We start from the raw sequence: 24,856 nt of genomic DNA, 5'->3' as shown, positions 1-24,856 counted from the left end.
ATACAGTTTTTATGCTAAATCCTTTGTTATTCTGATTATTTTTGCAAGTTCTTAATCAATTTATTTATGGGGAAAAAGAAAGAATACAAAGAGGCCAATCGACGATTTCTGAAAAAACTGTCTTTTCAGGAAGGTGTTTTTGCGTTGCCGTGTGGAATTTATTACAAAGTTTTGGAAACTGGTGAAGGTACGATTTCTCCGGGTGCGCGGAGTATTGTTACCGTGCATTACAAAGGAAGTCTGATTGATGGCCGGGTATTTGATAATTCTTATGAACGTACTTGTCCCGATGCCTTACGTCTTAGTGATGTAATAGAAGGGTGGCAGGTAGCACTTCAGAAAATGCATGTTGGGGATAAATGGATTATCTATATACCTTATGCAATGGGATATGGTATTAAATCTTTTGATTCTATTCCTGCTTACTCGACATTGATATTCGAAGTGGAACTGCTTGGAGTTGCATAGAGTATAAAAATGAGCTATATATAATTAGATGCATGGATATTTTTCTTTTAGCTTCTTTATAAAGGATTTGCTTTTGCAAAGGTAGCTAAAAGTAGAAATATCCGGTAATAAAAATATGCAGCTTTGGAGAAAGTTAGTAATGCTGACCTTTCTTATATTTCCTTTATTTCCTTAGATGAACCATCTTCTGCCAGTTCTTTAATCTCTTTATTCAAAAACACGGAAAGTACAGTTCTTACTACAACAACTCCGCCCAAGATTGCCAGCTCATCCAAAGTAGGATCAACTACAGTTTTCAGAATGTCGGATGCGATTAGAAATTCCAGTCCCAGCAAAAGGTAACTGCCGAAATCTGCTCTAAGTTGCCGGATATTATTAATGGTATAAGTTCCGTTGAACCGTTTTATCTCATTGCGTAGGAAGGCAATGAAGCCGACGAGTACGCCATAAGTCACAATCAGTAAACTGATGACACTGATGATAGTAGCGAGTGTATTTAAGAATGTGAGTAGCATTGTTGTATAATGTTTAGTATCTGTTATATAAACAAGCGAAGTTGTATATTAGTTCTCAAATAGATCTTTCGTTAGGATTGAGTTCTCAATCTAATTTGTGTATCAATAAAATACAAATCTCCATCTATTCCATAAATCATCGCCTGCGTACTCAAAGTTGTTCAGCTTTACAACTATATCTTCATTTCCTGTATAGACTTCATTTTCTCCACCTTTACTTAAAAATTCTATATTCAAATTAGAGGGGGGATCCATAAATCGTCTGAATTGGCAAATGAAATTAACTCTTCAATTTGCCTTCTCTTATAGCTCTCTGTTGGTCCAAACGTTCTTGTTGCTTCCTTTTTTCTTCTAATGAGGCTGGCTGCTTGCTCCATAATGCTATTGACTTGCGAGTACGCTCTATCCATTGCTTGTGAAATTCGTTGATGTATTCCATAATTTTATTGATTATGAGCTTATGCAGATATGGTTATTAGGTTTATATCCAACAAAGTTCAGTTGATAAATTAGCATTGTTGTGTAATAATTTTTTGGTGTTTATGCCAATATCTTTTAATAAATATAGAATGGAAACGCTATTCCAAAAGTTTTTGTTTTTAAGTAAAAATAGGAGAGTGCTGTATTGAACACTCTCCTTATGTATAAAAGTAATAAATTACTTACCCAAAGCCTGAGCTATGTCAACAGCACAAGCTACTGTACAACCTACCATCGGGTTGTTACCAATTCCCAGGAATCCCATCATTTCTACGTGAGCAGGAACAGATGAAGAACCAGTGAACTGAGCGTCTGAGTGCATACGACCCATCGTATCTGTCATACCGTATGAAGTAGCGACACTGCATCCCTATAATTCAATCAAATTAATCGTAAATGAATGTTTTACAGGTGAATATTGAAATGCTTTAAAGAACGCTCCAGATTATAAATCTCTCTGTTTTGAATAAATGGTCGTGAATAAGTCACAAACCTTATATATTTAGTAATGCTGTTACTTCATTTTTTAGTTTTGGTAAATGGTTAATAACCATACTCCAAAGTATATCTACGGATAGACTATCATAGCCATGTATGATATAATTTCTGGCATCTACTATTTTACGAGAATTGGTTATAGCTATATCTTTATCAACTTTTAGTATTCTATTCATTGCTTCACCAATAATTTCTATGTTTCTTTCAATGGCTCGTCTAAGGCATAGGTTACCATAGAAGTCATCATAAACTTTAGGAGCATTGCCGAAGAAACTTTCTACTTCTTCAATGGCAGTTAGAATATCTTGCAAGTGTTTCTTTATTAATTCATCCATAGATTAAAGTTTTAGTTGCATCCACATTCTTCTTCAAATATGGATTCTTAATAGTCTGTTCTTCCAATAAGTCTACTTTTCTACCAAACAAATTTTCTAAAGCATATTTGAAATCAAAGAAATTATCAAAGTAATCGCTTACTTCTGCCTTATTGAAATCGACAACTAAATCAACATCGCTGTTGTCATTAAAACGACTCGTAAGAACAGAACCAAAGACAAATAATTTATGTACCTTATGTTTTTTGCATAGGTCAATTATCTTTTGGATATTATTTTCAATCAGCTTCATAGGTGTATCTCCTTTCAATGCAAAGATAGTTAATAACTCTTACTTTAACAAGGTATCATTAGGGATAGTTGTATTAATACTCTACTTTTTTTGCATTGGACTAATAAATACTTTCTTTTTTAGTTTAAAGTAGTATCTATATCCATCTTAGTAAAGTGAAATCAGTATTAGGTAGGAATACAAAACTAAACTATATTAGAAAGGTAGGAGAGAGGTAAATCAGCAGTTCAATCTATGAACATACTGAAAATAAAAAATCCCCATAACCTTATCAGTTACAGGGATTTACTATATGGTAATTATTTGAATTACTTACCCAAAGCCTGAGCTACGTCTACAGCACAAGCCACAGTACAACCTACCATAGGATTGTTACCAATTCCCAGGAAGCCCATCATTTCCACGTGAGCAGGAACTGATGAAGAACCAGCGAACTGAGCGTCAGAGTGCATACGACCCATCGTATCTGTCATACCGTATGAAGCAGGACCGGCAGCCATGTTATCCGGGTGAAGAGTACGACCTGTACCACCACCTGAAGCTACAGAGAAATATGGTTTACCAGCAAGAACACGTTCTTTCTTGTAAGTACCTGCAACTGGATGTTGGAAACGAGTCGGGTTAGTAGAGTTACCTGTGATAGATACGTCTACACCTTCTTTCCACATGATAGCTACACCTTCGCGAACGTCGTCAGCACCATAACATTTTACTTTTGCACGAGGACCGTCAGAGTAAGCGATTTCGCGAACAACTTTCAGTTCACCAGTAAAGTAATCGAATTGAGTCTGAACGTATGTAAAGCCGTTGATACGAGAGATGATCTGAGCAGCGTCTTTTCCAAGACCGTTCAAGATACAACGCAACGGTTCTTTACGTACTTTGTCTGCTTTAGCAGCGATTTTGATAGCACCTTCAGCAGCAGCGAAAGATTCGTGACCTGCCAGGAAAGCGAAACATTTAGTTTCTTCACGCAGCAACATAGCAGCAAGGTTACCATGGCCGATACCAACTTTACGGTCGTCAGCTACAGAACCCGGGATGCAGAATGCTTGCAGACCGATACCGATAGCTTCAGCAGCTTCAGCAGCGTTTGTACAACCTTTTTTAATAGCAATGGCAGTACCTACAACATAAGCCCATTTTGCATTTTCAAAACAGATAGGCTGAGTTTCTTCACACGTTTTATAAGGATCAAGTCCATGAGCTTCACAGATAGCGTTAGCTTCTTCGATATCTTTGATGCCGTTAGCGTTCAAAGCAGCGATAATCTGTTTGATACGACGGTCTTGGCTTTCGAATTTTACTTCTCTAATCATTGTTTCTTTCCTCCTTATATTATTCGTGACGTGGATCAATAGATTTAACTGCTCCCTGTTCTGCTGTTACGCGTCCGTAAGTACCTGTAACTTTCTTCAAAGCTTCGTTAGCATCAGTACCTTTCTTGATTTCGTCCATGAACTTACCCATGTGTACGAATTCGTATCCGCAGATTTCGTCGTTCTTGTCCAAGAAGATTTGTTTGATATAACCTTCTGCCATTTCAAGGTAACGAGGACCTTTAGCCAAAGTACCATAAAGAGTACCTACCTGGCTACGAAGACCTTTACCCAAGTCTTCCAAACCTGCACCGATAATCAAACCACCTTCAGAGAAAGCTGATTGAGTACGTCCGTATACGATTTGCAAGAAAAGTTCGCGCATTGCAGTATTGATAGCGTCGCAAACAAGGTCAGTGTTCAATGCTTCAAGGATCGTTTTTCCCGGAAGAATTTCAGCAGCCATAGCAGCAGAGTGAGTCATACCGGAACATCCGATAGTTTCAACTAAAGCTTCCTGAATGATACCTTCTTTAACGTTCAGTGTCAGTTTACAAGCACCTTGTTGAGGAGCGCACCAACCGATACCGTGTGTCAAACCAGAAATATCAACGATTTCTTTAGATTTTACCCATTTGCCTTCTTCGGGTATGGGAGCCGGTCCGTGGTTAGGGCCCTTCTTTACAACACACATGTGTTCCACTTCGTGTGAATAAGTCATAATTAGCTCTTTTTTTAGTGATATAATTAAAAATACGTAGTCACGATTCTCTAAATCGCCCACAAAGGTAGTCGATTTATTTGTTTCTGCAAATCGCCTTTTATTACTTTTTTGTGAAAAGAGACAAATCTGTTTACGTTTTTTCGTCGTTTGTAAAGTCGGGATTGCATTTGTGAAAGATTGAGACCGCGAGAACTATCTATCCTGTGCTTTGTTGTTATTAGAAAAAGAAAATTTATGGAACTGAATCAGATAGATATACATTATTTAATAGCGGCAATTTGCGTTATTTCATCTGCGCTTGTGTTTTATACGATAGGTGTTTGGGTAGAACGTCTTCAAAGGAAATTAAAGTTTTGGCATATCATTTTCTTTCTTCTCGGGTTGCTGGCCGACACGGTGGGTACAAGCCTGATGGAGCATATTGCCGAACTGACTCATTTGCATGACGAAATGCATACGGTGATAGGGGCAATTGCTATTCTTCTGATGTTTGTACATGCGTTATGGGCGATATGGACCTATGTGAAGGGAACGCCTATAGAAAAGAGACATTTTAATCGTTTCAGCATTGTAGTTTGGTGCATTTGGCTTATACCTTATCTAATAGGAGTTTATTTGGGGATGCGATTACATGTATAATAAACAGCCTGAATAGAGCCGGCAATTCATAAATCACCTTACAATATTCTTGTCAGCTGACTCTAGCCGGCCATTCGGACAACTATCGTTGTCTGATTAGTCGACTAGAGTTGACTGGATAGCCGACTGGAGTCGTCTGTTATTAAACAGTTGCTTTTCATTCGGGATATATATGCTATTTGCCTGTTTCTATTAATATAGCAAGTATTGGTTCTCACTATGTGGTGAAACTGTGAAATACATATTCTGTGAAGGATGTGAATACCGTGTTTTATATGATTTGTTCACAGGAAGTGTCTGTAAATGAGATGATATGGATCGTGTGAAGAACGTGGAGGACGGATAATGGAGTTAAGATTGGCAAGATTATGGAGGGATTATTACTGGATGTAGAATAAAATTCGTAGCTTTGCTGCATCATTATATAAAGAAGATTATGATCGAAGTTGTAGAATCAGCCTTACAAAAGGCTGCGGGTGAAGGAATGGATGAATTTATCCAGGCGTTTACAGATAAATATAAAGAGGTAATCGGTGGTGAATTGACTGCGGAGACGATGCCTTTGTTGACGGGAGAACAACATTCTTTGCTGGCTTATCAGATTTTTCGTGATGAGATGATGGTTGGCGGGTTCTGTCAATTGATTCAGAATGGCTATGGTGGTTATATCTTTGATAATCCGTTTGCGAAAGTGATGCGTTTGTGGGGAGCGGAAGAGTTTTCGAAATTAGTTTATAAGGCTAAGAAAATCTTTGATGCCAACCGGAAAGATTTGGAAAAGGAACGGACGGATGATGAATTTATGGCTATGTACGAGCAATATGAAGCTTTTGATGAGTTGGAAGAAGCCTATTTAGAGATGGAAGAACAAGTCACAGCATTGATTGCAAGCTACGTAGATGATCATTTGGAACTTTTTGCAAAAATAATAAAGTAACTGATGCAGTATTTTTTAAGTACTTGCATTTATTAATTATGAATTAGAATTTATATCTTTGCAAAATCTAAAAAATATGTTTATGAAACAAGTGAAATTTTTCTTGGTGGCTTTGATGGCTGTGGTTATGGGTATGTCAGTTACTTCTTGTATGAATGGAGATGATAACCACAATGTTACAATGACTGTTCCTGTTAAGTATAATTTTGGATCATTTCTGATGGGGGATGCAACTACGAAGTTGGTTCCAACTACAGAATTGGGCTTTTTGGATGGAAATATGTATATAATTTCATGCCAATATGACCAATCACAGGTGACAGCAAATAGTACTAGTATACCAGTTACTTTGCTATCTACTCCGCTTTGTATTGACCCTAAAGGTTAATGAAGGTTTGAATCCTCAAAAAACGGAACCTACTAATCCTCTTTATTCATTGGATAAGCAACAGTCAAGTTTGGTTTATTATGACAAAAATACAATCGTTTTGACAATGCCATATTGGGTGAAAGTTACAAACTCTAGTGTTGAAGATTCAGAAGTAAAGAAGCATTCATTTGTTCTTTCTTATGATCCTGAAGCAATGACTGCCTCTGACACTAAGTTAAAACTATATATTAGCCATGTTGTTGAGGATGCAGGTGAGACCGTAACTCGTTCTAAATTTACATATGCTTATAGGGCTTATTCAATTAGAGCTGCTCTTGCTGCATTTAAGGAGAAAACAGGCAAATTACCGAAATACCTGGAACTGACAGCTGAAATCAATAACTCAAAAGATGAATTGGTCGATAAGGATGGGAAGGAAACTTCGGTTGAACGTTCGGTTGAATATGATTACGCATTTACAGAATAACATTGAACTACAAGGAACTATTTAACATAGCAATGAAATTGATTTCCTCTCCGGCCAAGGCCTGGGAGGAAATTTCTATGGAAGAGGATAGGCGAAAAGTATATATGGCTTTTGTCTATCCTATGATTGGTTTATGCGGTCTGTCCGTATTCATCGGTTCGTTATTGACGAATGGGTGGGGAGGTCCGCAAAGTTTCCAGATAGCTATGACCAATTGTTGCGCCGTAGCTGTAGCCCTGTTCGGTGGCTATTTTCTGGCAGCTTATGCCATCAATGAAATGGGAACAAGGATGTTTGGTCTGCATAGCAATATGCCGTTGACACAACAGTTTGCAGGATATGCATTGGTTGTGTCTTTCCTGCTTCAGATAGTAACCGGACTATTACCTGATTTTAGAATTATTGCTTGGTTGCTGCAGTTCTACATCGTCTATGTGGTATGGGAGGGAGTTCCTATACTGATGGGAGTAGAAGAAAAACAACGATTAAAATACACCCTTTTGTCGTCTGTATTGTTAATACTATGTCCGGCGGTGATACAGATCGTGTTTAATAGGCTGACGGCCATACTTAATTAATGAGTAAAGATGAAACAACCTCCTGTAAATATAAAGAATAAACGGGCTACGTTTGATTACGAGCTGATAGATACCTACACAGCAGGTATTGTATTGACCGGTACGGAAATAAAATCCATTCGTTTGGGAAAAGCCAGTCTGGTAGATACGTTTTGCTATTTTACGAAAGGCGAATTGTGGGTGAAGAATATGCACATCGCCGAATATTTCTATGGATCGTACAATAACCATACGGCACGTAGAGAGAGGAAGTTGTTGCTTAATAAAAAAGAATTGGAGAAACTTCAGCGGGAGATGAAAAATCCCGGCTTTACGATTGTTCCTGTACGCTTGTTTATCAATGAGAAAGGTTTGGCGAAACTGGTAGTCGCTTTGGCGAAAGGTAAGAAAGAATACGATAAACGAGAATCTATAAAGGAGAAAGACGACCGTAGAGATATGGCAAGAATGTTCAAGCGGTAACTAAAAGCCGCTATAAGATAAACACCAGACTGCGAAGAGTCTGGCAGAAGATGGCAGAGTAGGTAATTAGGTATTAATGTGATAGGGTAATGAAAAAGACAATTTCTCAAGTCGTATCCGAGCGCATCCTTATTCTGGATGGGGCAATGGGTACAATGATTCAACAATATAACCTCAAGGAAGAAGATTTTCGTGGTGAACGGTTTGCGCATATTCCCGGACAGTTGAAAGGGAATAACGACTTATTGTGTCTCACACGTCCCGACGTGATTCAGGATATTCATCGTAAATACCTGGAAGCAGGTGCGGATATCATCGAAACCAATACATTCAGTTCGACTACAGTTTCTATGGCTGATTATCACGTAGAAGAATACGTGCGTGAGATGAATCTGGCAGCCGTAAAACTAGCCCGTGATCTTGCCGACGAGTACACTGCAAAGAATCCCGATAAACCGCGTTTTGTAGCCGGCTCTGTGGGACCAACCAATAAAACCTGCTCTATGAGCCCGGACGTGAACAATCCGGCTTATCGTGCTTTGAGTTACGACGAACTGGCTGCATCCTATCAGCAACAGATGGAAGCAATGCTTGAAGGTGGCGTAGACGCCATTCTGATCGAAACAATCTTTGATACCCTGAATGCCAAAGCTGCTATTTTTGCAGCCGAACAGGCAATGAAAGCAACAGGCGTCGAAGTCCCTGTCATGTTATCTGTAACGGTGTCCGATATTGGCGGACGAACATTGTCCGGCCAGACATTGGACGCATTTCTTGCTTCCGTGCAACATGCCAATATCTTTTCTGTCGGTTTAAACTGTTCTTTCGGAGCCCGCCAATTGAAACCATTCCTTGAACAACTGGCAGCTCGTGCACCTTATTATATTAGTGCTTATCCGAATGCCGGATTACCGAATAGCCTGGGTAAGTATGACCAGACACCTGCTGATATGGCTCACGAAGTGAGAGAATATATTGAAGAAGGACTAATCAATATCATTGGCGGCTGTTGTGGAACGACGGATGCCTATATTGCCGAATATCCCGCCCTCGTGAAAGGTGCTAAACCACACGTCCCTGCTCTTGCACCGGATTGTATGTGGCTTTCCGGGCTTGAACTATTGGAAGTCAAACCGGAAATTAACTTTGTAAATGTCGGCGAACGTTGCAACGTAGCCGGTTCTCGTAAGTTTCTTCGTCTGATAAACGAAAAGAAATATGATGAAGCTCTCTCCATCGCCCGTCAACAAGTGGAAGATGGTGCCTTGGTGATTGACGTCAATATGGATGACGGACTGTTGGACGCAAAGACAGAGATGACTACTTTCCTGAATCTTATCATGTCCGAACCGGAAATAGCCCGTGTTCCGGTAATGATTGACTCTTCCAAATGGGAAGTGATTGAAGCCGGCCTGAAATGTCTGCAAGGAAAGTCAATCGTTAACTCCATTTCTCTGAAAGAAGGCGAGGACGTTTTCCTCGAACATGCCCGTATCATCCGCCAATATGGAGCGGCCGCCGTCGTAATGGCTTTTGATGAGAAAGGTCAGGCAGATACAGCCGCCCGTAAAATAGAAGTTTGCGAACGGGCTTACCGTCTTTTGGTAGATAAAGTAGGTTTTAATCCTCATGATATTATTTTTGACCCCAATGTACTTGCCGTAGCTACGGGGATCGAAGAACATAATAACTATGCCGTAGATTTCATTGAAGCTACCGCATGGATCAAAAAGAACCTTCCGGGTGCTCATATTAGCGGAGGAGTCAGTAACCTTTCTTTCTCTTTCCGTGGCAATAATTATATCCGTGAGGCGATGCACGCTGTATTCCTTTATCATGCCATTCAGCAAGGAATGGACATGGGAATTGTGAATCCGGGTACTTCCGTGTTGTATAGTGATATCCCGACCGATGTATTGGAAAAGATAGAAGATGTCGTCTTGAATCGTCGTCCGGACGCAGCGGAACGTCTGATAGAATTGGCGGAATCGCTGAAAGCAACTATGAGCGGAACTGCCGGACAACCAACTGCCAAACAAGATGCGTGGAGAGAAGAATCCGTTCAGGAACGCTTGAAATATGCCTTGATGAAAGGAATTGGAGATTTCCTTGAACAGGATTTGGCGGAAGCATTGCCGCTTTATGATAAAGCAGTCGATGTGATTGAAGGCCCGTTGATGGATGGAATGAATTATGTAGGCGAGTTGTTTGGTGCCGGTAAAATGTTTCTTCCCCAAGTTGTGAAGACTGCCCGTACGATGAAAAAAGCCGTAGCTATCCTGCAGCCGATTATCGAATCGGAAAAAGTGGAAGGAAGCGCCGCGGCTGGAAAAGTATTGCTGGCAACTGTAAAGGGCGATGTGCACGATATTGGAAAAAATATTGTAGCGGTGGTGATGGCTTGCAATGGTTATGATATTGTAGACTTGGGAGTGATGGTGTCGGCGGAAACCATTGTGCAGCGTGCCATTGAAGAAAAAGTGGATATGATCGGATTGAGTGGTCTGATTACTCCCTCTTTGGAAGAAATGGCGCATGTGGCTTTGGAACTCGAAAAAGCAGGACTGGATATTCCTCTTCTGATTGGTGGGGCCACTACATCGAAAATGCATACGGCATTGAAGATTGCTCCTGTCTATCACGCTCCGGTGGTACATCTGAAAGATGCTTCCCAGAATGCAAGTGTTGCTTCCAAATTATTGAATCCACAGCTGAAAGCCGAATTGGTGAACGAACTGAATAGCGAATATGAGGCGCTTCGTGAAAAAAGCGGTCTGCTGAAACGTGAAACGGTTTCATTGGAAGAGGCGCAGAAAAATAAGTTGAATCTGTTTTAATTAGTATCACAATGAAAAAGATTTTCTCTTTCTTATGTCTGATTGCAGCAATAGTTGTTGCTATGAGCGCATGTTCTTCTACCAAAGAAGAAAAAGGAACGTCCGAAACCGGAAATGCTGCTTTGGATAATATCTTCGCACGTAAAAGTGTGCGTACTTATCTGAATAAGGGAGTGGAGAAAGAGAAAATAGACTTGATGCTTCGTGCCGGAATGGCTGCCCCTTCGGGGAAAGATGTCCGTCCTTGGGAGTTTATAGTAGTATCCGACCGTGCCAAACTGGATTCAATGGCTGCTGCGCTTCCTTATGCAAAGATGTTGACCCAGGCCCGTAACGCTATCATTGTCTGCGGAGATTCTGTACGTTCGTCTTATTGGTATTTGGATTGTTCAGCAGCAGCGCAAAATATTCTGCTGGCTGCCGAAAGTCTGGGACTGGGGGCTGTATGGACAGCTGCCTATCCTTATGAAGACCGTATGCAGGTGGTACGCAAATATACCAATCTACCTGATAATATCCTTCCGCTTTGTGTCATTCCTTTCGGCTATCCGGCTACAAAAGAGAACCCGAAACAGAAATTTGACGAGAAAAAGATACATTATAATCAGTATTAGTAAGCAAAAGTTTTGTCTTTTCAATAATTTCCTTACATTTGCAACGCTAATTAAAATCTGATACGCAAATGTTTGGAATAGACGACCCTTTTATAATTCTGCCTTACCTTCTTTCAGTGGTATGTGTGATCTTTGCTGCCTGGTTTGGGCTGAAGTATTGGAATAAGGATGACGAAAAAGACGAAACTCGATGAATACATTTACACTCGGCTTGATTGTGATAGGATATCTCTTGTCACTTGCTTATCTCGGCTTTTTGGGATATAAGAAAACAACGAATACCAGTGACTATCTGGTAGGCGGACGTCAGATGAATCCTATTGTTATGGCACTTTCTTACGGTGCTACGTTTATCTCTGCATCTGCTATTGTAGGTTTTGGAGGAGTGGCGGCAGCTTTCGGAATGGGTATTCAGTGGCTCTGTTTTCTGAATATGTTTATTGGGGTTGTCATTGCTTTTATCTTTTTCGGTTTACGCACCCGGCGTATGGGCGCAAAACTGAATGTGAGCACTTTTCCTCAATTATTAGGGCGTCATTTTCGTTCCCGTAATATACAGGTATTTATTGCTGCTGTTATTTTCATCGGAATGCCGCTTTATGCAGCAGTTGTGATGAAAGGTGGAGCTGTATTTATCGAACAGATCTTTCAGATTGATTTCAATATCTCTTTGTTGATATTTACATTGGTTATTGCTGCTTATGTTATTGCGGGCGGTATGAAAGGAGTCATGTATACAGATGCGTTGCAGGCAGTTATCATGTTCGGTTGCATGCTGTTTCTGTTATTCTCTCTATATCAGGTGCTCGGTATGGGTTTTACCGAAGCGAATGAAGAGTTGACTGCTATTGCTCCGTTAGTCCCGGAAAAATTTAAAGCATTGGGACATCAGGGATGGACTGCAATGCCTGTTACAGGTTCACCACAATGGTACTCACTTGTTACTTCCCTTATTTTAGGAGTAGGAATCGGATGTCTTGCGCAACCCCAGCTAGTGGTTCGTTTTATGACTGTGGAAAGTAGCAAACAATTAAACCGCGGTGTATTTATCGGTTGTTTCTTTTTGATTATAACAGTAGGAGCTATCTATCATGCCGGAGCTTTGAGTAACCTTTTCTTCCTGAAAACAGAAGGAGCGGTTGCTACCGAAGTAGTGCAGGACATCGATAAGATTATTCCATATTTTATTAATAAAGCGATGCCCGACTGGTTTGCCGCACTCTTTATGTTATGTATCCTTTCGGCCAGTATGTCTACACTAAGCTCGCAGTTCCATACAATGGGGGCTTCGGTAGGTTCTGATATCTATGGAACTTATAAACCCCGTTCGCGGAATAAACTGACCAACGTGATTCGTCTGGGAGTATTGTTCTCTATTCTGGTCAGCTACATTATTTGCTATATGTTGCCTCATGATATTATCGCCCGTGGAACTTCTATCTTTATGGGGATTTGTGCTGCAGCTTTCCTTCCAGCCTATTTCTGTGCTTTATATTGGAAGAAAGCTACTAAGCAGGGTGTCATGGCAAGTCTTTGGGTCGGAACAATCGGTAGCCTGTTTGCCCTTGTATTTCTTCATCAGAAAGAATCTGCAGCATTAGGTATCTGCAAAGCATTATTTGGACGGGATGTATTGATTACCACTTATCCTTTCCCTGTGATTGATCCGATATTATTTGCCTTACCATTATCTGTATTAGCCATCATCGTAATCAGCTTAGTAACCAAAAAATAAGTATTAAGTATCAAGTATTAAGTATTAACCGTGGCCTTTGAGGTGCTTATCCGCATGGCGTAATACTTAATACTTGATACTTAATACTTAATATTAATCATGCTTTTATTTTCTTCTTGTAAGATTCGTAGCGCGACATGATATCACGGACGAAATTGTAAGTCTCGATACCACGGAAATACCCGTTTTTGCAGACAGGGTCGGTAAAGTATTCTTCATTGCTTTTGAGCAGGATGAAGTTTTCTACATTGTCTTTCCATACTAGTTTGTTCTTTCCGTATTTTTCGGCTAGCGCCATGGCATCGTATATATGTCCCAAGCCGGCATTATAAGATGCCAGAATGAAGTTGAGTCGTTCCTGTTTGTCGGGAATCATACTGAAACTGCGGTCGGTGGCGGCGATATATTTAATAGCCGCTTTTACACTTTCCTCCGGATTCTGCTCCTTGCCGGGAGGTACTCCCATTGCCCGGGCGGTGGCAGGCATTAACTGCATCAGTCCTTTAGCGCCGGCCCAGGAAACAGCGGTGGTATCGAAATTAGATTCTGTATAGGCTAGTGACGCCAGCATACGCCAATCCCATCCGATATCTTTGGAATACTTTCTGAATAAATCATCATAATGAGAAATTTTCCCCTCTTTCAATGAAAGGATAGGAGAGTGGGGCATCATTTTACTATTCTCAAAATAACGTTTCATACTGGCTGTGTAGGCAGGAGAGGTCATATTTTCCTGATGCCATTTAGTAGCGGCGGCTGCCAGTTCGGGGCTGTCTTTTCGTACTGCCCACGAAGACCGTTGATCGAAACTGATAGATAGATCGATATTTAAATTAGGATAATAGGTCTTATTTAATTTTGCCAAGTCATTGTCGGCTACTGTATACGGGATTTTTCCTTGCGCCACTTGCGTTATCAAGTCCTCGATGGTAGTACTGTCATTGGTAACTTCATGAATCCGGATGCCGCCTCCTAATTCGCTGTTCAGATTGACGAGGCGGTCGTAATATTTCCCCGGCTTTACGTATATATCTTTTCCTACCAGTTCGGTTACGTCTTTTAATGGCTTCTGTTTTCCTCTTCCTTGCTGAACAATCACTTGATGGGTGATGACATCTTCACCACAATAAAGCAGACTGTCTTTCCACTCTTTGGTGATAGGCAGATTATAGGCAATCATATCTCCTTCGCCTGCCAGCAATTTTTGAATCATCTCGTCAACGCTTTTGGCAACTTCAATCCTAAGCTTTAGTCCCAGACTTTTGGCAAACTGCTCGCTAAGTTCATACTGGAATCCCATTTCCTGTCCCCGATAAATAAAATAGGAAGTAGAGCTATACAATGTCAATACAACGAGTTCGCCACTATCTTTTATTTGTGGAAGATCACGTGCGGATTCATCCGTTGTACTATGTTGTTTGTTCCGGCATCCGAACACACAACAGAACAATACGAGGAATAAAGGGATAATCAGTGTCTTGACATTCATACCTGACATTTTGCTTTTAACTCTCAACTCTCCATTCTCCACTCTCAACTCTTCAAGTGTTTCTTGATGTACATAGTCAGTATATCAATAGCTACCTTATTACTGCCGCCTTCCGGTACAATAAGGTCGGCATATCGTTTGCAAGGTTCGATAAATTGCAGGTGCATAGGCTTTAAAACCCGTGTATAACGTTCCATTACAGCTTCGGCAGTACGTCCGCGCTCAATAACATCTCTTTGGATAACACGTATCAGGCGTTCGTCGGGATCGGCATCTACAAAGATTTTAAGATCCATCATATTGCGCAGCTTTTTATCACACAAAGCAAGGATTCCCTCAATGATAACCACTTCGCGAGGTTCAATGTGGATTGTTTCGGACTGGCGCGTACAAGTGAGATAAGAATAAGTTGGCTGTTCGATACTTTTTCCCTCTTTCAGCATCATGATATGTTTGGAAAGCAAACTCCATTCAAAAGCATCGGGATGGTCAAAATTGATATTCTGGCGTTCTTCAACCGGGACATGGCTACTGTCTTTGTAGTATGAATCCTGTGGTAAGAGTACTACTTCTCCTGCGGGGAGGCTTTCTATTATTTTCCGTACGACGGTGGTCTTTCCGGAGCCCGTTCCGCCTGCTATTCCTATAATTAACATCTCTTTAAATGTATATTTGAACCAAATAGAGTATTTTTGCATTTCTATTAATGCAATGTATGCATTAACAAGACAAATATAGAAACAATTCATTAAAATAACAACGTAATGGTAAAACACATCGTATTATTTAAGTTAAAAGACGAAGTTCCTGCTGAAGAGAAACTGATAGTCATGACTAAATTCAAGGAAGCAATAGAAGCTCTTCCTGCTAAAATCTCTGTAATTCGCAAAGTGGAAGTCGGATTGAATATGAATCCCGGTGAAACATGGAACATAGCGCTTTACAGTGAGTTTGATACATTAGAAGATGTGAAATTCTATGCAACGCATCCCGACCACGTAGCTGCCGGTAAGATTCTGGCTGAAACGAAGGAAAGCCGTGCATGCGTAGACTATGAATTATAAATTAAAAAATAAAGATGAGAAAAATAATTTCTTTCCTGCTTTTAAGCTTTGTTGTATATGCATTGCAAGCGCAGATCAAGGATCCGGTAAAGTTTAAAACAGAGCTGACAACTCTCTCCGATACGGAGGCAGAAGTGGTGTTTACAGCTACCATTGATAAAGGTTGGCATGTTTATTCTACCGACCTGGGAGATGGCGGTCCTATTTCTGCAACATTTAATGTTGATAATAAATCAGGTGTCGAACTTGTCGGTAAACTGAAGCCTGTGGGCAAAGAAGTAGCTACTTTCGATAAATTGTTCGAAATGAAGGTACGTTATTTCGAGAATACAGCAAAGTTTGTACAGAAAGTGAAATTTACGGGTGGAGCTTACGCGATAGAAGGTTATCTGGAATACGGAGCTTGTGATGACGAGAGCTGCCTGCCCCCTACTCAAGTGCCATTCAAGTTTTCGGGAGTAGCGAAAGCCGGAAATGCTGCCGCAACGAAAACAGAACAACCGAAAGCAGAACAACCGGAACAAAAAGTAGTGGATAAGGCAGATAAGAAAGAAGGGGCAACTCCTGTTGCTTCGAAAGATTCATCTGCTATGATGGAATTGGTTCCTGCAACTACAACGGAGGCTATTACGGATATTCAGCCGGCTGTTACCTCCAGTGAACTTTGGAAACCCGTTATCAGTGATCTGCAAGCATTAGGCGAAGAGCACGGTCAGGAGGATATGTCTTGGATATATATATTCATTACAGGTTTTCTTGGAGGATTATTGGCCTTGTTCACTCCTTGTGTATGGCCGATTATTCCGATGACAGTCAGCTTTTTTCTGAAGCGTAGTAAAGATAAAAAGAAAGGAATTCGTGATGCGTGGACGTATGGGGCATCTATCGTAGTGATTTATGTGGCATTAGGTTTGGCTATTACGTTAATTTTCGGTGCCAGTGCATTAAACGCTTTATCTACCAATGCTATTTTCAACATTCTCTTCTTCCTGATGCTGGTGATTTTTGCGGCTTCATTCTTTGGAGCGTTTGAAATCAGACTACCCTCGAAATGGGGAAACGCAGTAGATAGCAAAGCGGAATCTACGACCGGATTACTAAGTATTTTCCTGATGGCTTTTACGCTTTCATTGGTATCTTTCTCTTGTACAGGTCCGATTATCGGATTTCTGCTGGTACAGGTATCTACCACAGGAAGTGTGGTTGCTCCGGCAATCGGTATGTTGGGATTTGCCATTGCTTTGGCATTGCCGTTTACACTTTTTGCCCTGTTCCCGTCTTGGCTGAAATCTATGCCGAAGTCCGGTGGATGGATGAATGTAATCAAAGTAACGCTGGGTTTCCTCGAATTGGCGTTTGCGCTTAAATTCTTGTCGGTAGCTGACTTGGCTTACGGTTGGAGACTGCTTGACCGCGAAACATTCCTGGCTCTGTGGATTGTAATCTTTGCTTTGCTTGGATTCTATCTGTTGGGTAAGATCAAATTTCCGCATGATGACGATGATAATAAGGTGGGAGTCACCCGCTTCTTTATGGCATTAATCTCTTTTGCGTTTGCCGTATATATGGTTCCCGGTTTGTGGGGAGCACCATTGAAGGCTGTATCTGCATTTGCTCCGCCTATGCAGACGCAAGACTTCAATTTGTATAAGAACGAGGTACATGCGAAATTCGATGATTATGATTTAGGCATGGAATATGCCCGTCTGAACGGAAAACCCGTTATGCTCGACTTTACCGGATATGGTTGCGTAAACTGTCGTAAGATGGAAGCAGCGGTGTGGACTGATCCGAAAGTGAGTGATTTGATTAATAACGATTATGTACTGATTACTCTCTATGTGGATAATAAGACTCCGTTGACAGAGCCCATAAAGATAATCGAGAACGGTACAGAACGTACTTTGCGTACTGTCGGCGATAAATGGAGTTATCTGCAACGTGTGAAATTCGGAGCCAACGCCCAGCCTTTCTATGTATTGTTGGACAATCAGGGCAAACCGTTGAATAAGTCGTATGCCTATAACGAAGATATTCCTAAGTATATCGAATTCTTGCAGACCGGATTGGAGAATTATAAGAAAGGGAAAAATTAAAATCTTCGATAAGACACAGTCCTGAATGATAAATGAAATAAAAGCGCTCTCATCTTTTCGGTGAGAGCGCTTTTATTTTTTTATTTCAGAAAAAATACATACGTTTGTAACATCATAACAATACCTTTGTGCCCAAAAATAAAGAAAATATGTACGCAACAGACACTCTTGTAAATGAACGGGAATTGGTTCTCCGTCTGATAGACGGAGATGAAGAGGCCTTTTGCGAACTTTATGCCGCTTACAAGAATCGTTTGCTCTACTTCGCCCTGAAGTTCGTCAAGTCGCGTGAATTTGCTGAAGATATTTTTCAGGATGCATTTACGGTAGTCTGGCAAACTCGTCGTTTCATCAATCCCGAAGCCTCTTTTTCTTCCTACCTTTATACCATCGTACGTAATCGTATTCTGAATCAGTTGCGCGACATGGCTAATGAAGATCAGCTGAAAGAACAGATTCTTTCTCAAGCGATCGATTCAACTAACGAAACCAATAACCATATTTTGCTCAATGATTTGAAAGAGATTGTTGCCCGTGCATTGGAACAATTGACACCCCGCCAACGGGAAGTGTTCAAAATGAGCCGTGAGTTACAGATGTCTCATAAAGAAATAGCCGAAGCGTTGGGTGTCTCTGTTCATACGGTGCAGGAACATATTTCTGTTTCTCTGAAAGTGATTCGTTCTTATCTGACTAAATATTCAAGTACATCAGCTGATATACTTTTGATTCTATTTTGTTTAAACTTATAATAAATGTTAATCACACCCTAGTTCTTTCTTACTTTTGTGTATTACTTATACAAAGGGAAGGAAATTAATATCCTTATTTTGAATGTATGATGAAAGATACTAAAACAGAAAAAGATAAATTGCATCGTTACCTGGATGACCTTTATACCAGGGAAGAGGCTTCACAACTTTTGCAAAGCATAAAAGAGGTAGAAAACCAAGATTTATTGGATGAACTGGCAGCAGAGGTTTGGGAAGAATCCGGGAACTTGCAACCTGCTACTGATTTGGAACGGGAAAGGTATAAGAGAGAGGCGCGTCAGTTATTGAAACGTATTGAACACAAAAAACGTACTTGGTTCCGTCGGGCGTCTGTGGTGGCGGTTAGTACGGCGGCTGTCATAGCCATTATAATGGGAAGTGTCAACTTTTTCCGATATATGAATGAACAGCAGGTCACGCTTGCCGAAGTCACCACTTCTTTTGGTGAAAAAAGGCAAGTGACTTTGCCGGATGGAACTCTTCTGGTATTGAATTCTTGTTCTCAAGTGCGTTATCCGGAACGTTTTGTGGGAGATAGCCGTGAAATAGAACTTGAAGGTGAGGGATATTTCCGTGTTGCCCGTAATGAAAAGATGCCATTTGTTGTAAAGACGAAGCGGCTGGATGTTCGGGTATTGGGTACTCGTTTTGACGTCAAGTCCTATTCAACGGATGAGATTGTATCTGTGAGTGTGGAGAGTGGTAAAGTGCAGGTTGATTTACTGGAAGCAATGATGAGGCTGACTGCCAAAGAGCAAGTGCTTATCAATACGGTTTCCGGTGAATATAGCAAGAAAACAGAAGACAGGGGAGTGGCTGTCTGGATGAAAGGAGGTTTACGTTTCTACAGTACACCGATTCGGGATGTGGCAAAAGAACTGGAGCGTGTATATAATTGCCGGATTACTTTTGCTCCCGGTCAGGATTTCAACAACTTGATTACCGGTGAGCACGATAATAAGAGTCTGGAGGCCGTACTTAAATCCATCGAATTTATCAGCGGTGATATCAAATATAAGAAAGAAGGTATTAATGTCCTTCTTTATAAAGAATGAGATGAAGAAAAGATAATGTTCAACCTTTAAAAGAATAATAGATGAAAACAGCCCCTTCATGAACTCCCTAAAATGATAGAAGCACTCCAAAGGAATGCCCCTATCCGCAATCCGGACGGATATTCATAAGCTTCGACCCAAATGAATAACGTATCGCGCATTGCTCGTTTTTAATAACTTTAGTCAATTACTAAAACGCACAAATTTATGAATAATCTTCTTATTTGTAAAGGGATAAGTAAAAATAGCTGTTCGTTTTTAGCTTTTTTACTATTCACCTTCATTTTAATTGTTCCGGCTGCTGCTCAAACACTGAAAGAGCATGATATAACGCTTCGCGTGCAAAATGAGCCGGTAGAAAGTGTTTTCAATAAAATCAGCAAACAGACTAATTTTAAATTTCTCTATGACCAGGAGACAGTGAACAAAGCTCCGAGAGTTTCTTTCGACATTAAAAATGCTTCATTAAAACAGATTCTGGGGGAGATAACCACCCAGGCCGAACTTTATTTCAATAGGACCGATCATACAATTGCTGTCAGCAAACAGCCGCTTAAAAAGGAAGAAACAGTTCAACGTACACGCACTATCCAGGGAATTGTTGCAGATGATAAAGGAGAACCGGTGATTGGTGCCAGTGTTCAGATTAAAGGAGAAGGCAGTGGTACCATTACCGATATCGACGGACGTTATTCAATCATGAATGTACCGGAATCTGCCACACTGACTATTTCTTATATCGGCTATAAAACGGTGAATATCTCTGCAAAAGATAAGAATACGGCAAAAATCACGTTGGTGGAAGATAGTAAGATGATCGATGAAGTAGTCGTGGTAGGCTATGGTGTTCAGAGAAAAAGAGATGTTTCTACTTCTATTTCTTCCGTGAAAGCTGAACAAATAGCAGAAGTTTCCGCTTCCGATTTTCGTCAGGCGTTGGCGGGAAAAATGCCGGGAGTACAGGTTACGCAACCTAGTGGTGATCCGGAAGGAAGCGTAAGTATCCGTGTTCGTGGTATCAGCACAGTGAATGCAGGTAGTGATCCTCTCTATATTATCGACGGTGTACCGGTGGAACGTGGATTTGCCAATCTGAATAATAATGATGTTGAATCTGTAGAAGTTTTGAAAGATGCTTCTTCGGCAGCTATTTATGGTAGTCGTGGATCGAATGGTGTAATTATTATCACAACCAAACAGGGGCAGTCGGAGAAAATGAAAGTGCAGTATGATGGATATTATGGTATCCAGAGTGTTTCGAAGAAACTTTCAATGATGAATGCATATCAGTTTGCCGAATTTGCAAAAGATGGGCATGACAACGCCTATCTGGATGCCAATCCCGGTGGATCACCGGACGATCCGAATGGAATGCGTCCCAACTCATGGGAACGTATCCCCACCGAACTCTTTCCTTATCTGAATGGGGACAAAGGACTGACCGATACGGACTGGCAAGACGCTATATTCCGTACTGCTGCTACTACCAGCCACAATGTATCTATTTCCGGTAGAGGAAAAACAGTCGGTTATTTTATTTCAGCCAACTATTATGATAAAGAAGGTATTATCATTAATTCCGATTTTAAGAAATATAGTATGCGTATGAATTTGGACGGGAAATATAAAAGGCTGAAATTCGGTCTGAATTTTTCTCCTTCTTATTCTACTTCCAACCGGGTAGATGCTTCCGGGTCTAACGGTATTGTGCAATCAGCCTTGATGATGCCTCCGGTATGGCCGGTGTATAATGCGGATGGAAGTTATAACTATCAGGGAAACGGATATTGGAGAATTGGGAATGACTATCAGCACAATGCCGTATTAAATCCGGTAGCCATGGCAAACCTCCAATCGGATGTTGTAGACCGTATGGCTATTGTAGGAAAAGTCTTTGCGGAATTGGAGTTATATAAAGGGCTTACCTATAACATTTCTTTTGGTGGTGATTATTACGGTTCGCATAACGATCAATACCGTTCATCGGAACTTCCATTGTTGGGACAGAAATATTATGATGTGAAGTCGAATCCTACTGCATACAGTTCATCCGGTTTTTATTTCAACTGGTTGGTTGAGAATAAAATCAATTATAATACGACCATCAAGGATGCTCATTCTATCAATGTCGTTTTAGTGCAATCGGCTCAAAAAGAAACATATAAAGGTGATAATGTGACGGCTACCGATTTCCCGAATGACTACATACAAACGATTTCCGGAGGTACGGTGACGAAAGGTGCATCTGATAAAACACAGTGGACAATTGCTTCTTATCTGGCACGTGTACAGTATAGCTATAAAGGTAAGTATATGGCTTCAGCAGCCATTCGTGCAGACGGTTCTTCCCGTTTTGGAAAAAACAACCGTTGGGGATATTTTCCTTCTGCTTCTTTTGCATGGAGAATAAGTGGAGAAGACTTTTTCACGAAAGCAAAATTCCTGTCATTTGTTGATGACTTGAAACTTAGAGCCAGTTATGGAGTTACCGGTAATTTTCAGATTGGTAATTATGACCACCTGTCTCTGATGGCTTCCGATAACTATATACTCGGTACAGGTAATGGGCAGTTGGTGAATGGATATAAACCTAGTACCATAAAAAACGAGGATTTGAGTTGGGAAAAGAATGCGATGGTGAATGTAGGTCTTGATTTACAAATGTTCAAAGGATTGCTGGGACTGACTGTGGATTATTATAATACCAACACTTCTAATATGTTGTTGAACGTACCTGTTCCTCATCTGACCGGATATAGCACTGCATTGATGAATATCGGTAAAGTGAACAACAGGGGATGGGAAATAGCATTGACCTCGCAGAAGAATATAACGAAAGATTTCGGTTATTCATTCAATGCCAATTATGCTACGAATACAAACGAAGTAAAGGCGCTCGGTCCGGGTAATGCTCCTATCATATCTACCGGTAGCGTAGATCATGCGTATTACATAACGAAAGTTGGTGAACCTATCGGCTGTTATTATCTGTTGGTGCAGGATGGTATTTTCTCCAATGAAGAAGAATTGAAGAAATATCCTCATTTCAGCAATACCAAGCCCGGAGATTTCCGGTTTGTGGATGTAGATGGAGACGGTGTGATGGACTTGGATAAAGACCGTACGATAGTAGGTAACTATATGCCTGATTTTACCTATGGATTCGGGGGAAAAGTGTGGTTTAAGGGATTTGATCTTGATTTCAATTTCCAGGGAGTGTATGGTAATGAGATTTTGAACTTGAATCGCCGTTACATTGATAATCTGGAAGGCAATACCAATGGCACTACCATCGCCTTGAATCGTTGGAAGAGTCCGGAAGATCCGGGAAACGGTCAGGTGAATCGTGCCAATCGTAAATCAAAAGGTTATAATGGACGTACGTCAACCTGGCATTTGGAAGATGGCTCTTATCTGCGGTTGCAGAATGTGACACTGGGATATACTTTGCCGAAGAATCTGACCCAGCGCTTTTTTGTAGAAAAGTTGAGAGTATACGTTTCCGGACAAAATCTCTGGACTTCAACTAATTATAGCGGATACAATCCGGAAGTGAATGCCCGGCCGTCTAATTCTCTTTCACCGGGTGAAGACTATGGTACTTATCCATTGGCTAAAACATTCTTATTCGGATTGAATATAACTCTTTAATCATCCTTTAAAATACACGTTGTATGAAAAAATATAAACTAATACTATTCTTGTCAACTGCTTTTCTATCAGTTGCCTGTACAGATAGTTTCTTCGATTTGGAACCAAGTAGCAGTGTGCCTACCGATAAGGTATATAAGACAGCAGACGATTTTAATGTAGCTGTGATGGGATGTTACTCTAAATTGCAGACACAGGTTTCCTATTTTACGGAGTGCTGCGAATATCGGAGTGATAATTTGACATTGAGCGCACCTACTGCCGGAACGCAGGACCGTTATGATATCGACCAGTTTGCAGATAAAGCTTCTAATGGAATCCTGGAAAATGCTTGGGCGAATTTTAATAATGGAGTCTATCGTTGTAATCTTATATTAGATAGGATTGATGAAGCCAACTTTGACGCTACTCTGAAAAAACAATATAAAGGAGAAGCCCTTTTCATTCGTGCACTTACCTATTTTAATATGTATCGTCTGTGGGGAGGAATACCGATGACTAATAAAGTAGTGACAGTGGCCGAAGCTTTAAAAGTCGGACGTAGTTCAGACCAGCAGGTTTATGAGTTCCTTGTCGGTGATTTGAATCAGGTTATTAATGAAAGTATGTTGCCGTCTTCTTATGCAAGTGCCGATATGGGACGAGTGACTTCCGGTGCTGCAATGGCATTGCTTGGTAAGATTTACCTTACTTTCCATAAATGGACGGAAGCTCGAAATGTGTTATCACAATTGATAGGTAAGTATTCTCTGATGACTACTCCGGACCGGGTTTTTGATGTAAATAATAAAATGAATGATGAGATCATTTTTGCTGTTCGCTTTAATAAGGATGTTGAAGGAGAAGGGCATGGATACTGGTTCTCTATCATTAACCTGACCGACGATACCAATCAGACAAAGGCACTGAAAGAATGTTATAAAGACGGGGATAAGCGCAAAGATTTGATTACTTATGTTAAGGTGGAAGATAAAGTCTGTGTCATGAATAAATTTAAGGATGTCAAGAGTGCGACCTATAACACTGTTGGTAATGACCAGGTTATTCTCCGTTATGCCGATGTATTGCTGATGTACGCAGAAGCTTTGAATGAAATCAGTTACAGTAATTTGCAGAATTCAGAAGCCTTGGTTGCTTTGAATGCTGTACATACCCGTGCCGGATTGTCTCCGATTTTGATTACAGAGTTACCCGACCAGGATAGTTTCCGTAATGCGATTATGCTGGAACGTCAACAGGAATTTCCTTATGAGGGACAGCGTTGGTTCGATTTGGTACGTATGGGAGGTGCTAAGGAAGCTATGAAAGCAGAAGGACATATTATTCAGGATTACCAATTCCTGTATCCTATTCCCAAAACGGAATTGGAAAGAATAAACAACACAGAATTGTTGTGGCAGAATACGGGATATTAATAGGGTTAAACTAAAAGAATTCA

22 protein-coding genes and 2 pseudogenes are annotated in these 24,856 nt (G+C 40.6%); 16 read left to right on the top strand and 8 right to left on the bottom strand.

Features of this window, described 5'->3' with window-relative positions; genetic code table 11:
• Positions 1-66 precede the first annotated feature (66 nt).
• Positions 67-468, top strand: coding sequence for an FKBP-type peptidyl-prolyl cis-trans isomerase (locus HMPREF9009_RS20105; RefSeq protein WP_008021699.1), 402 nt, complete (start codon positions 67-69; stop codon positions 466-468).
• A gap of 152 nt (positions 469-620) precedes the next feature.
• Here HMPREF9009_RS20105 and HMPREF9009_RS20100 read toward each other — a convergent pair whose 3' ends face one another.
• The 6 genes and pseudogenes from HMPREF9009_RS20100 to HMPREF9009_RS20075 form a co-directional block, all read right to left on the bottom strand.
• A complete protein-coding gene (locus HMPREF9009_RS20100) occupies positions 621-983 on the bottom strand; it encodes a DUF1622 domain-containing protein (RefSeq protein ID WP_049703112.1) in 363 nt (120 codons plus the stop codon).
• Positions 984-1,641: 658 nt separating this feature from the next.
• A pseudogene (locus HMPREF9009_RS25440) lies at positions 1,642-1,815 on the bottom strand (GGGtGRT protein); the annotation flags it as partial.
• A 142-nt stretch (positions 1,816-1,957) separates the two neighbouring features.
• On the bottom strand, positions 1,958-2,296 hold the full coding sequence (locus HMPREF9009_RS20090) for a HepT-like ribonuclease domain-containing protein (protein ID WP_049703111.1): 339 nt from the start codon (positions 2,294-2,296) through the stop codon (positions 1,958-1,960).
• Positions 2,289-2,588 carry a nucleotidyltransferase family protein gene (locus HMPREF9009_RS20085; protein WP_008021707.1) on the bottom strand — a complete coding sequence of 100 codons (300 nt, stop codon included), beginning with the start codon at positions 2,586-2,588 and terminating at the stop codon, positions 2,289-2,291. Before HMPREF9009_RS20085 ends, HMPREF9009_RS20090 begins: the two co-directional genes overlap by 8 nt.
• 308 nt (positions 2,589-2,896) lie before the next feature.
• Entirely contained in the window at positions 2,897-3,907 is a 1,011-nt protein-coding gene (locus tag HMPREF9009_RS20080) for a GGGtGRT protein (protein WP_008021709.1), read from the bottom strand.
• Positions 3,908-3,926: 19 nt separating this feature from the next.
• Complete coding sequence (locus tag HMPREF9009_RS20075) at positions 3,927-4,628, bottom strand: iron-sulfur cluster assembly scaffold protein (protein WP_007759112.1); 702 nt, start codon at positions 4,626-4,628, stop codon at positions 3,927-3,929.
• Positions 4,629-4,865: 237 nt separating this feature from the next.
• Between HMPREF9009_RS20075 and HMPREF9009_RS20070 the strand changes: the two genes are divergently transcribed.
• From HMPREF9009_RS20070 to HMPREF9009_RS20035, 9 genes and pseudogenes are all read left to right on the top strand, one after another.
• Positions 4,866-5,270 (top strand): HsmA family protein, encoded by a 405-nt coding sequence (locus tag HMPREF9009_RS20070; RefSeq protein ID WP_049703110.1) that lies wholly within the window; start codon positions 4,866-4,868, stop codon positions 5,268-5,270.
• Between the two features lie 436 nt (positions 5,271-5,706).
• On the top strand, positions 5,707-6,207 hold the full coding sequence (locus tag HMPREF9009_RS20065; RefSeq protein ID WP_008021714.1) for a DMP19 family protein: 501 nt from the start codon (positions 5,707-5,709) through the stop codon (positions 6,205-6,207).
• Positions 6,208-6,289: 82 nt separating this feature from the next.
• A pseudogene (locus tag HMPREF9009_RS20060) lies at positions 6,290-7,064 on the top strand (hypothetical protein).
• A gap of 32 nt (positions 7,065-7,096) precedes the next feature.
• Positions 7,097-7,642: a Yip1 family protein gene (locus tag HMPREF9009_RS20055; RefSeq protein WP_008643257.1), complete on the top strand. Its 546-nt coding sequence runs from the start codon at positions 7,097-7,099 to the stop codon at positions 7,640-7,642.
• 9 nt (positions 7,643-7,651) lie between these two features.
• A complete protein-coding gene (smpB, locus tag HMPREF9009_RS20050) occupies positions 7,652-8,104 on the top strand; it encodes an SsrA-binding protein (protein ID WP_008643258.1) in 453 nt (150 codons plus the stop codon).
• An 89-nt stretch (positions 8,105-8,193) separates the two neighbouring features.
• Positions 8,194-10,941, top strand: coding sequence for a methionine synthase (metH, locus tag HMPREF9009_RS20045; protein ID WP_053095321.1), 2,748 nt, complete (start codon positions 8,194-8,196; stop codon positions 10,939-10,941).
• An 11-nt stretch (positions 10,942-10,952) separates the two neighbouring features.
• Positions 10,953-11,555 (top strand): nitroreductase family protein, encoded by a 603-nt coding sequence (locus tag HMPREF9009_RS20040; RefSeq protein WP_004315984.1) that lies wholly within the window; start codon positions 10,953-10,955, stop codon positions 11,553-11,555.
• A gap of 68 nt (positions 11,556-11,623) precedes the next feature.
• Positions 11,624-11,749: a symporter small accessory protein gene (locus tag HMPREF9009_RS26435; protein WP_004296931.1), complete on the top strand. Its 126-nt coding sequence runs from the start codon at positions 11,624-11,626 to the stop codon at positions 11,747-11,749.
• A complete protein-coding gene (locus HMPREF9009_RS20035) occupies positions 11,746-13,290 on the top strand; it encodes a sodium:solute symporter family protein (RefSeq protein WP_049703109.1) in 1,545 nt (514 codons plus the stop codon). Before HMPREF9009_RS26435 ends, HMPREF9009_RS20035 begins: the two co-directional genes overlap by 4 nt.
• Before the next feature lie 97 nt (positions 13,291-13,387).
• Here HMPREF9009_RS20035 and HMPREF9009_RS20030 read toward each other — a convergent pair whose 3' ends face one another.
• Positions 13,388-14,779: an MltF family protein gene (locus HMPREF9009_RS20030; protein ID WP_032811731.1), complete on the bottom strand. Its 1,392-nt coding sequence runs from the start codon at positions 14,777-14,779 to the stop codon at positions 13,388-13,390.
• A gap of 44 nt (positions 14,780-14,823) precedes the next feature.
• On the bottom strand, positions 14,824-15,435 hold the full coding sequence (gene udk / locus HMPREF9009_RS20025; protein ID WP_049703399.1) for a uridine kinase: 612 nt from the start codon (positions 15,433-15,435) through the stop codon (positions 14,824-14,826).
• A gap of 108 nt (positions 15,436-15,543) precedes the next feature.
• Here udk and HMPREF9009_RS20020 point away from each other — a divergent pair, with 108 nt between their 5' ends.
• The 6 genes from HMPREF9009_RS20020 (at position 15,544) to HMPREF9009_RS19995 (ending at position 24,833) form a co-directional block, all read left to right on the top strand.
• A complete protein-coding gene (locus tag HMPREF9009_RS20020; RefSeq protein ID WP_015532802.1) occupies positions 15,544-15,843 on the top strand; it encodes a Dabb family protein in 300 nt (99 codons plus the stop codon).
• A gap of 14 nt (positions 15,844-15,857) precedes the next feature.
• Entirely contained in the window at positions 15,858-17,939 is a 2,082-nt protein-coding gene (locus HMPREF9009_RS20015; RefSeq protein WP_049703108.1) for a protein-disulfide reductase DsbD family protein, read from the top strand.
• A gap of 149 nt (positions 17,940-18,088) precedes the next feature.
• Positions 18,089-18,691: an RNA polymerase sigma-70 factor gene (locus HMPREF9009_RS20010; protein WP_009040891.1), complete on the top strand. Its 603-nt coding sequence runs from the start codon at positions 18,089-18,091 to the stop codon at positions 18,689-18,691.
• 86 nt (positions 18,692-18,777) lie between these two features.
• Positions 18,778-19,767 carry a FecR family protein gene (locus tag HMPREF9009_RS20005; protein ID WP_049703107.1) on the top strand — a complete coding sequence of 330 codons (990 nt, stop codon included), beginning with the start codon at positions 18,778-18,780 and terminating at the stop codon, positions 19,765-19,767.
• Positions 19,768-19,974: 207 nt separating this feature from the next.
• Entirely contained in the window at positions 19,975-23,418 is a 3,444-nt protein-coding gene (locus tag HMPREF9009_RS20000; protein ID WP_049703106.1) for a TonB-dependent receptor, read from the top strand.
• 23 nt (positions 23,419-23,441) lie between these two features.
• Complete coding sequence (locus tag HMPREF9009_RS19995) at positions 23,442-24,833, top strand: RagB/SusD family nutrient uptake outer membrane protein (RefSeq protein WP_049703105.1); 1,392 nt, start codon at positions 23,442-23,444, stop codon at positions 24,831-24,833.
• Positions 24,834-24,856 lie beyond the last annotated feature (23 nt).

This window comes from Bacteroides sp. 3_1_13 (assembly GCF_001185845.1).
GTDB lineage: Bacteria > Bacteroidota > Bacteroidia > Bacteroidales > Bacteroidaceae > Bacteroides > Bacteroides xylanisolvens.
Note: the sequence above shows the minus strand (reverse complement) of the source record. Positions and strands in the feature narration are given on the sequence as shown.

Coding starts and splice junctions, on each gene's coding strand:
- HMPREF9009_RS20105 (WP_008021699.1), top strand. CDS start 67: ATGGGGAAAAAGAAAGAATACAAAGAGGCCAATCGACGATTTCTGAAA.
- HMPREF9009_RS20100 (WP_049703112.1), bottom strand. CDS start 983: ATGCTACTCACATTCTTAAATACACTCGCTACTATCATCAGTGTCATC.
- HMPREF9009_RS20090 (WP_049703111.1), bottom strand. CDS start 2,296: ATGGATGAATTAATAAAGAAACACTTGCAAGATATTCTAACTGCCATT.
- HMPREF9009_RS20085 (WP_008021707.1), bottom strand. CDS start 2,588: ATGAAGCTGATTGAAAATAATATCCAAAAGATAATTGACCTATGCAAA.
- HMPREF9009_RS20080 (WP_008021709.1), bottom strand. CDS start 3,907: ATGATTAGAGAAGTAAAATTCGAAAGCCAAGACCGTCGTATCAAACAG.
- HMPREF9009_RS20075 (WP_007759112.1), bottom strand. CDS start 4,628: ATGACTTATTCACACGAAGTGGAACACATGTGTGTTGTAAAGAAGGGC.
- HMPREF9009_RS20070 (WP_049703110.1), top strand. CDS start 4,866: ATGGAACTGAATCAGATAGATATACATTATTTAATAGCGGCAATTTGC.
- HMPREF9009_RS20065 (WP_008021714.1), top strand. CDS start 5,707: ATGATCGAAGTTGTAGAATCAGCCTTACAAAAGGCTGCGGGTGAAGGA.
- HMPREF9009_RS20055 (WP_008643257.1), top strand. CDS start 7,097: ATGAAATTGATTTCCTCTCCGGCCAAGGCCTGGGAGGAAATTTCTATG.
- smpB (WP_008643258.1), top strand. CDS start 7,652: ATGAAACAACCTCCTGTAAATATAAAGAATAAACGGGCTACGTTTGAT.
- metH (WP_053095321.1), top strand. CDS start 8,194: ATGAAAAAGACAATTTCTCAAGTCGTATCCGAGCGCATCCTTATTCTG.
- HMPREF9009_RS20040 (WP_004315984.1), top strand. CDS start 10,953: ATGAAAAAGATTTTCTCTTTCTTATGTCTGATTGCAGCAATAGTTGTT.
- HMPREF9009_RS26435 (WP_004296931.1), top strand. CDS start 11,624: ATGTTTGGAATAGACGACCCTTTTATAATTCTGCCTTACCTTCTTTCA.
- HMPREF9009_RS20035 (WP_049703109.1), top strand. CDS start 11,746: ATGAATACATTTACACTCGGCTTGATTGTGATAGGATATCTCTTGTCA.
- HMPREF9009_RS20030 (WP_032811731.1), bottom strand. CDS start 14,779: ATGAATGTCAAGACACTGATTATCCCTTTATTCCTCGTATTGTTCTGT.
- udk (WP_049703399.1), bottom strand. CDS start 15,435: ATGTTAATTATAGGAATAGCAGGCGGAACGGGCTCCGGAAAGACCACC.
- HMPREF9009_RS20020 (WP_015532802.1), top strand. CDS start 15,544: ATGGTAAAACACATCGTATTATTTAAGTTAAAAGACGAAGTTCCTGCT.
- HMPREF9009_RS20015 (WP_049703108.1), top strand. CDS start 15,858: ATGAGAAAAATAATTTCTTTCCTGCTTTTAAGCTTTGTTGTATATGCA.
- HMPREF9009_RS20010 (WP_009040891.1), top strand. CDS start 18,089: ATGTACGCAACAGACACTCTTGTAAATGAACGGGAATTGGTTCTCCGT.
- HMPREF9009_RS20005 (WP_049703107.1), top strand. CDS start 18,778: ATGATGAAAGATACTAAAACAGAAAAAGATAAATTGCATCGTTACCTG.
- HMPREF9009_RS20000 (WP_049703106.1), top strand. CDS start 19,975: ATGAATAATCTTCTTATTTGTAAAGGGATAAGTAAAAATAGCTGTTCG.
- HMPREF9009_RS19995 (WP_049703105.1), top strand. CDS start 23,442: ATGAAAAAATATAAACTAATACTATTCTTGTCAACTGCTTTTCTATCA.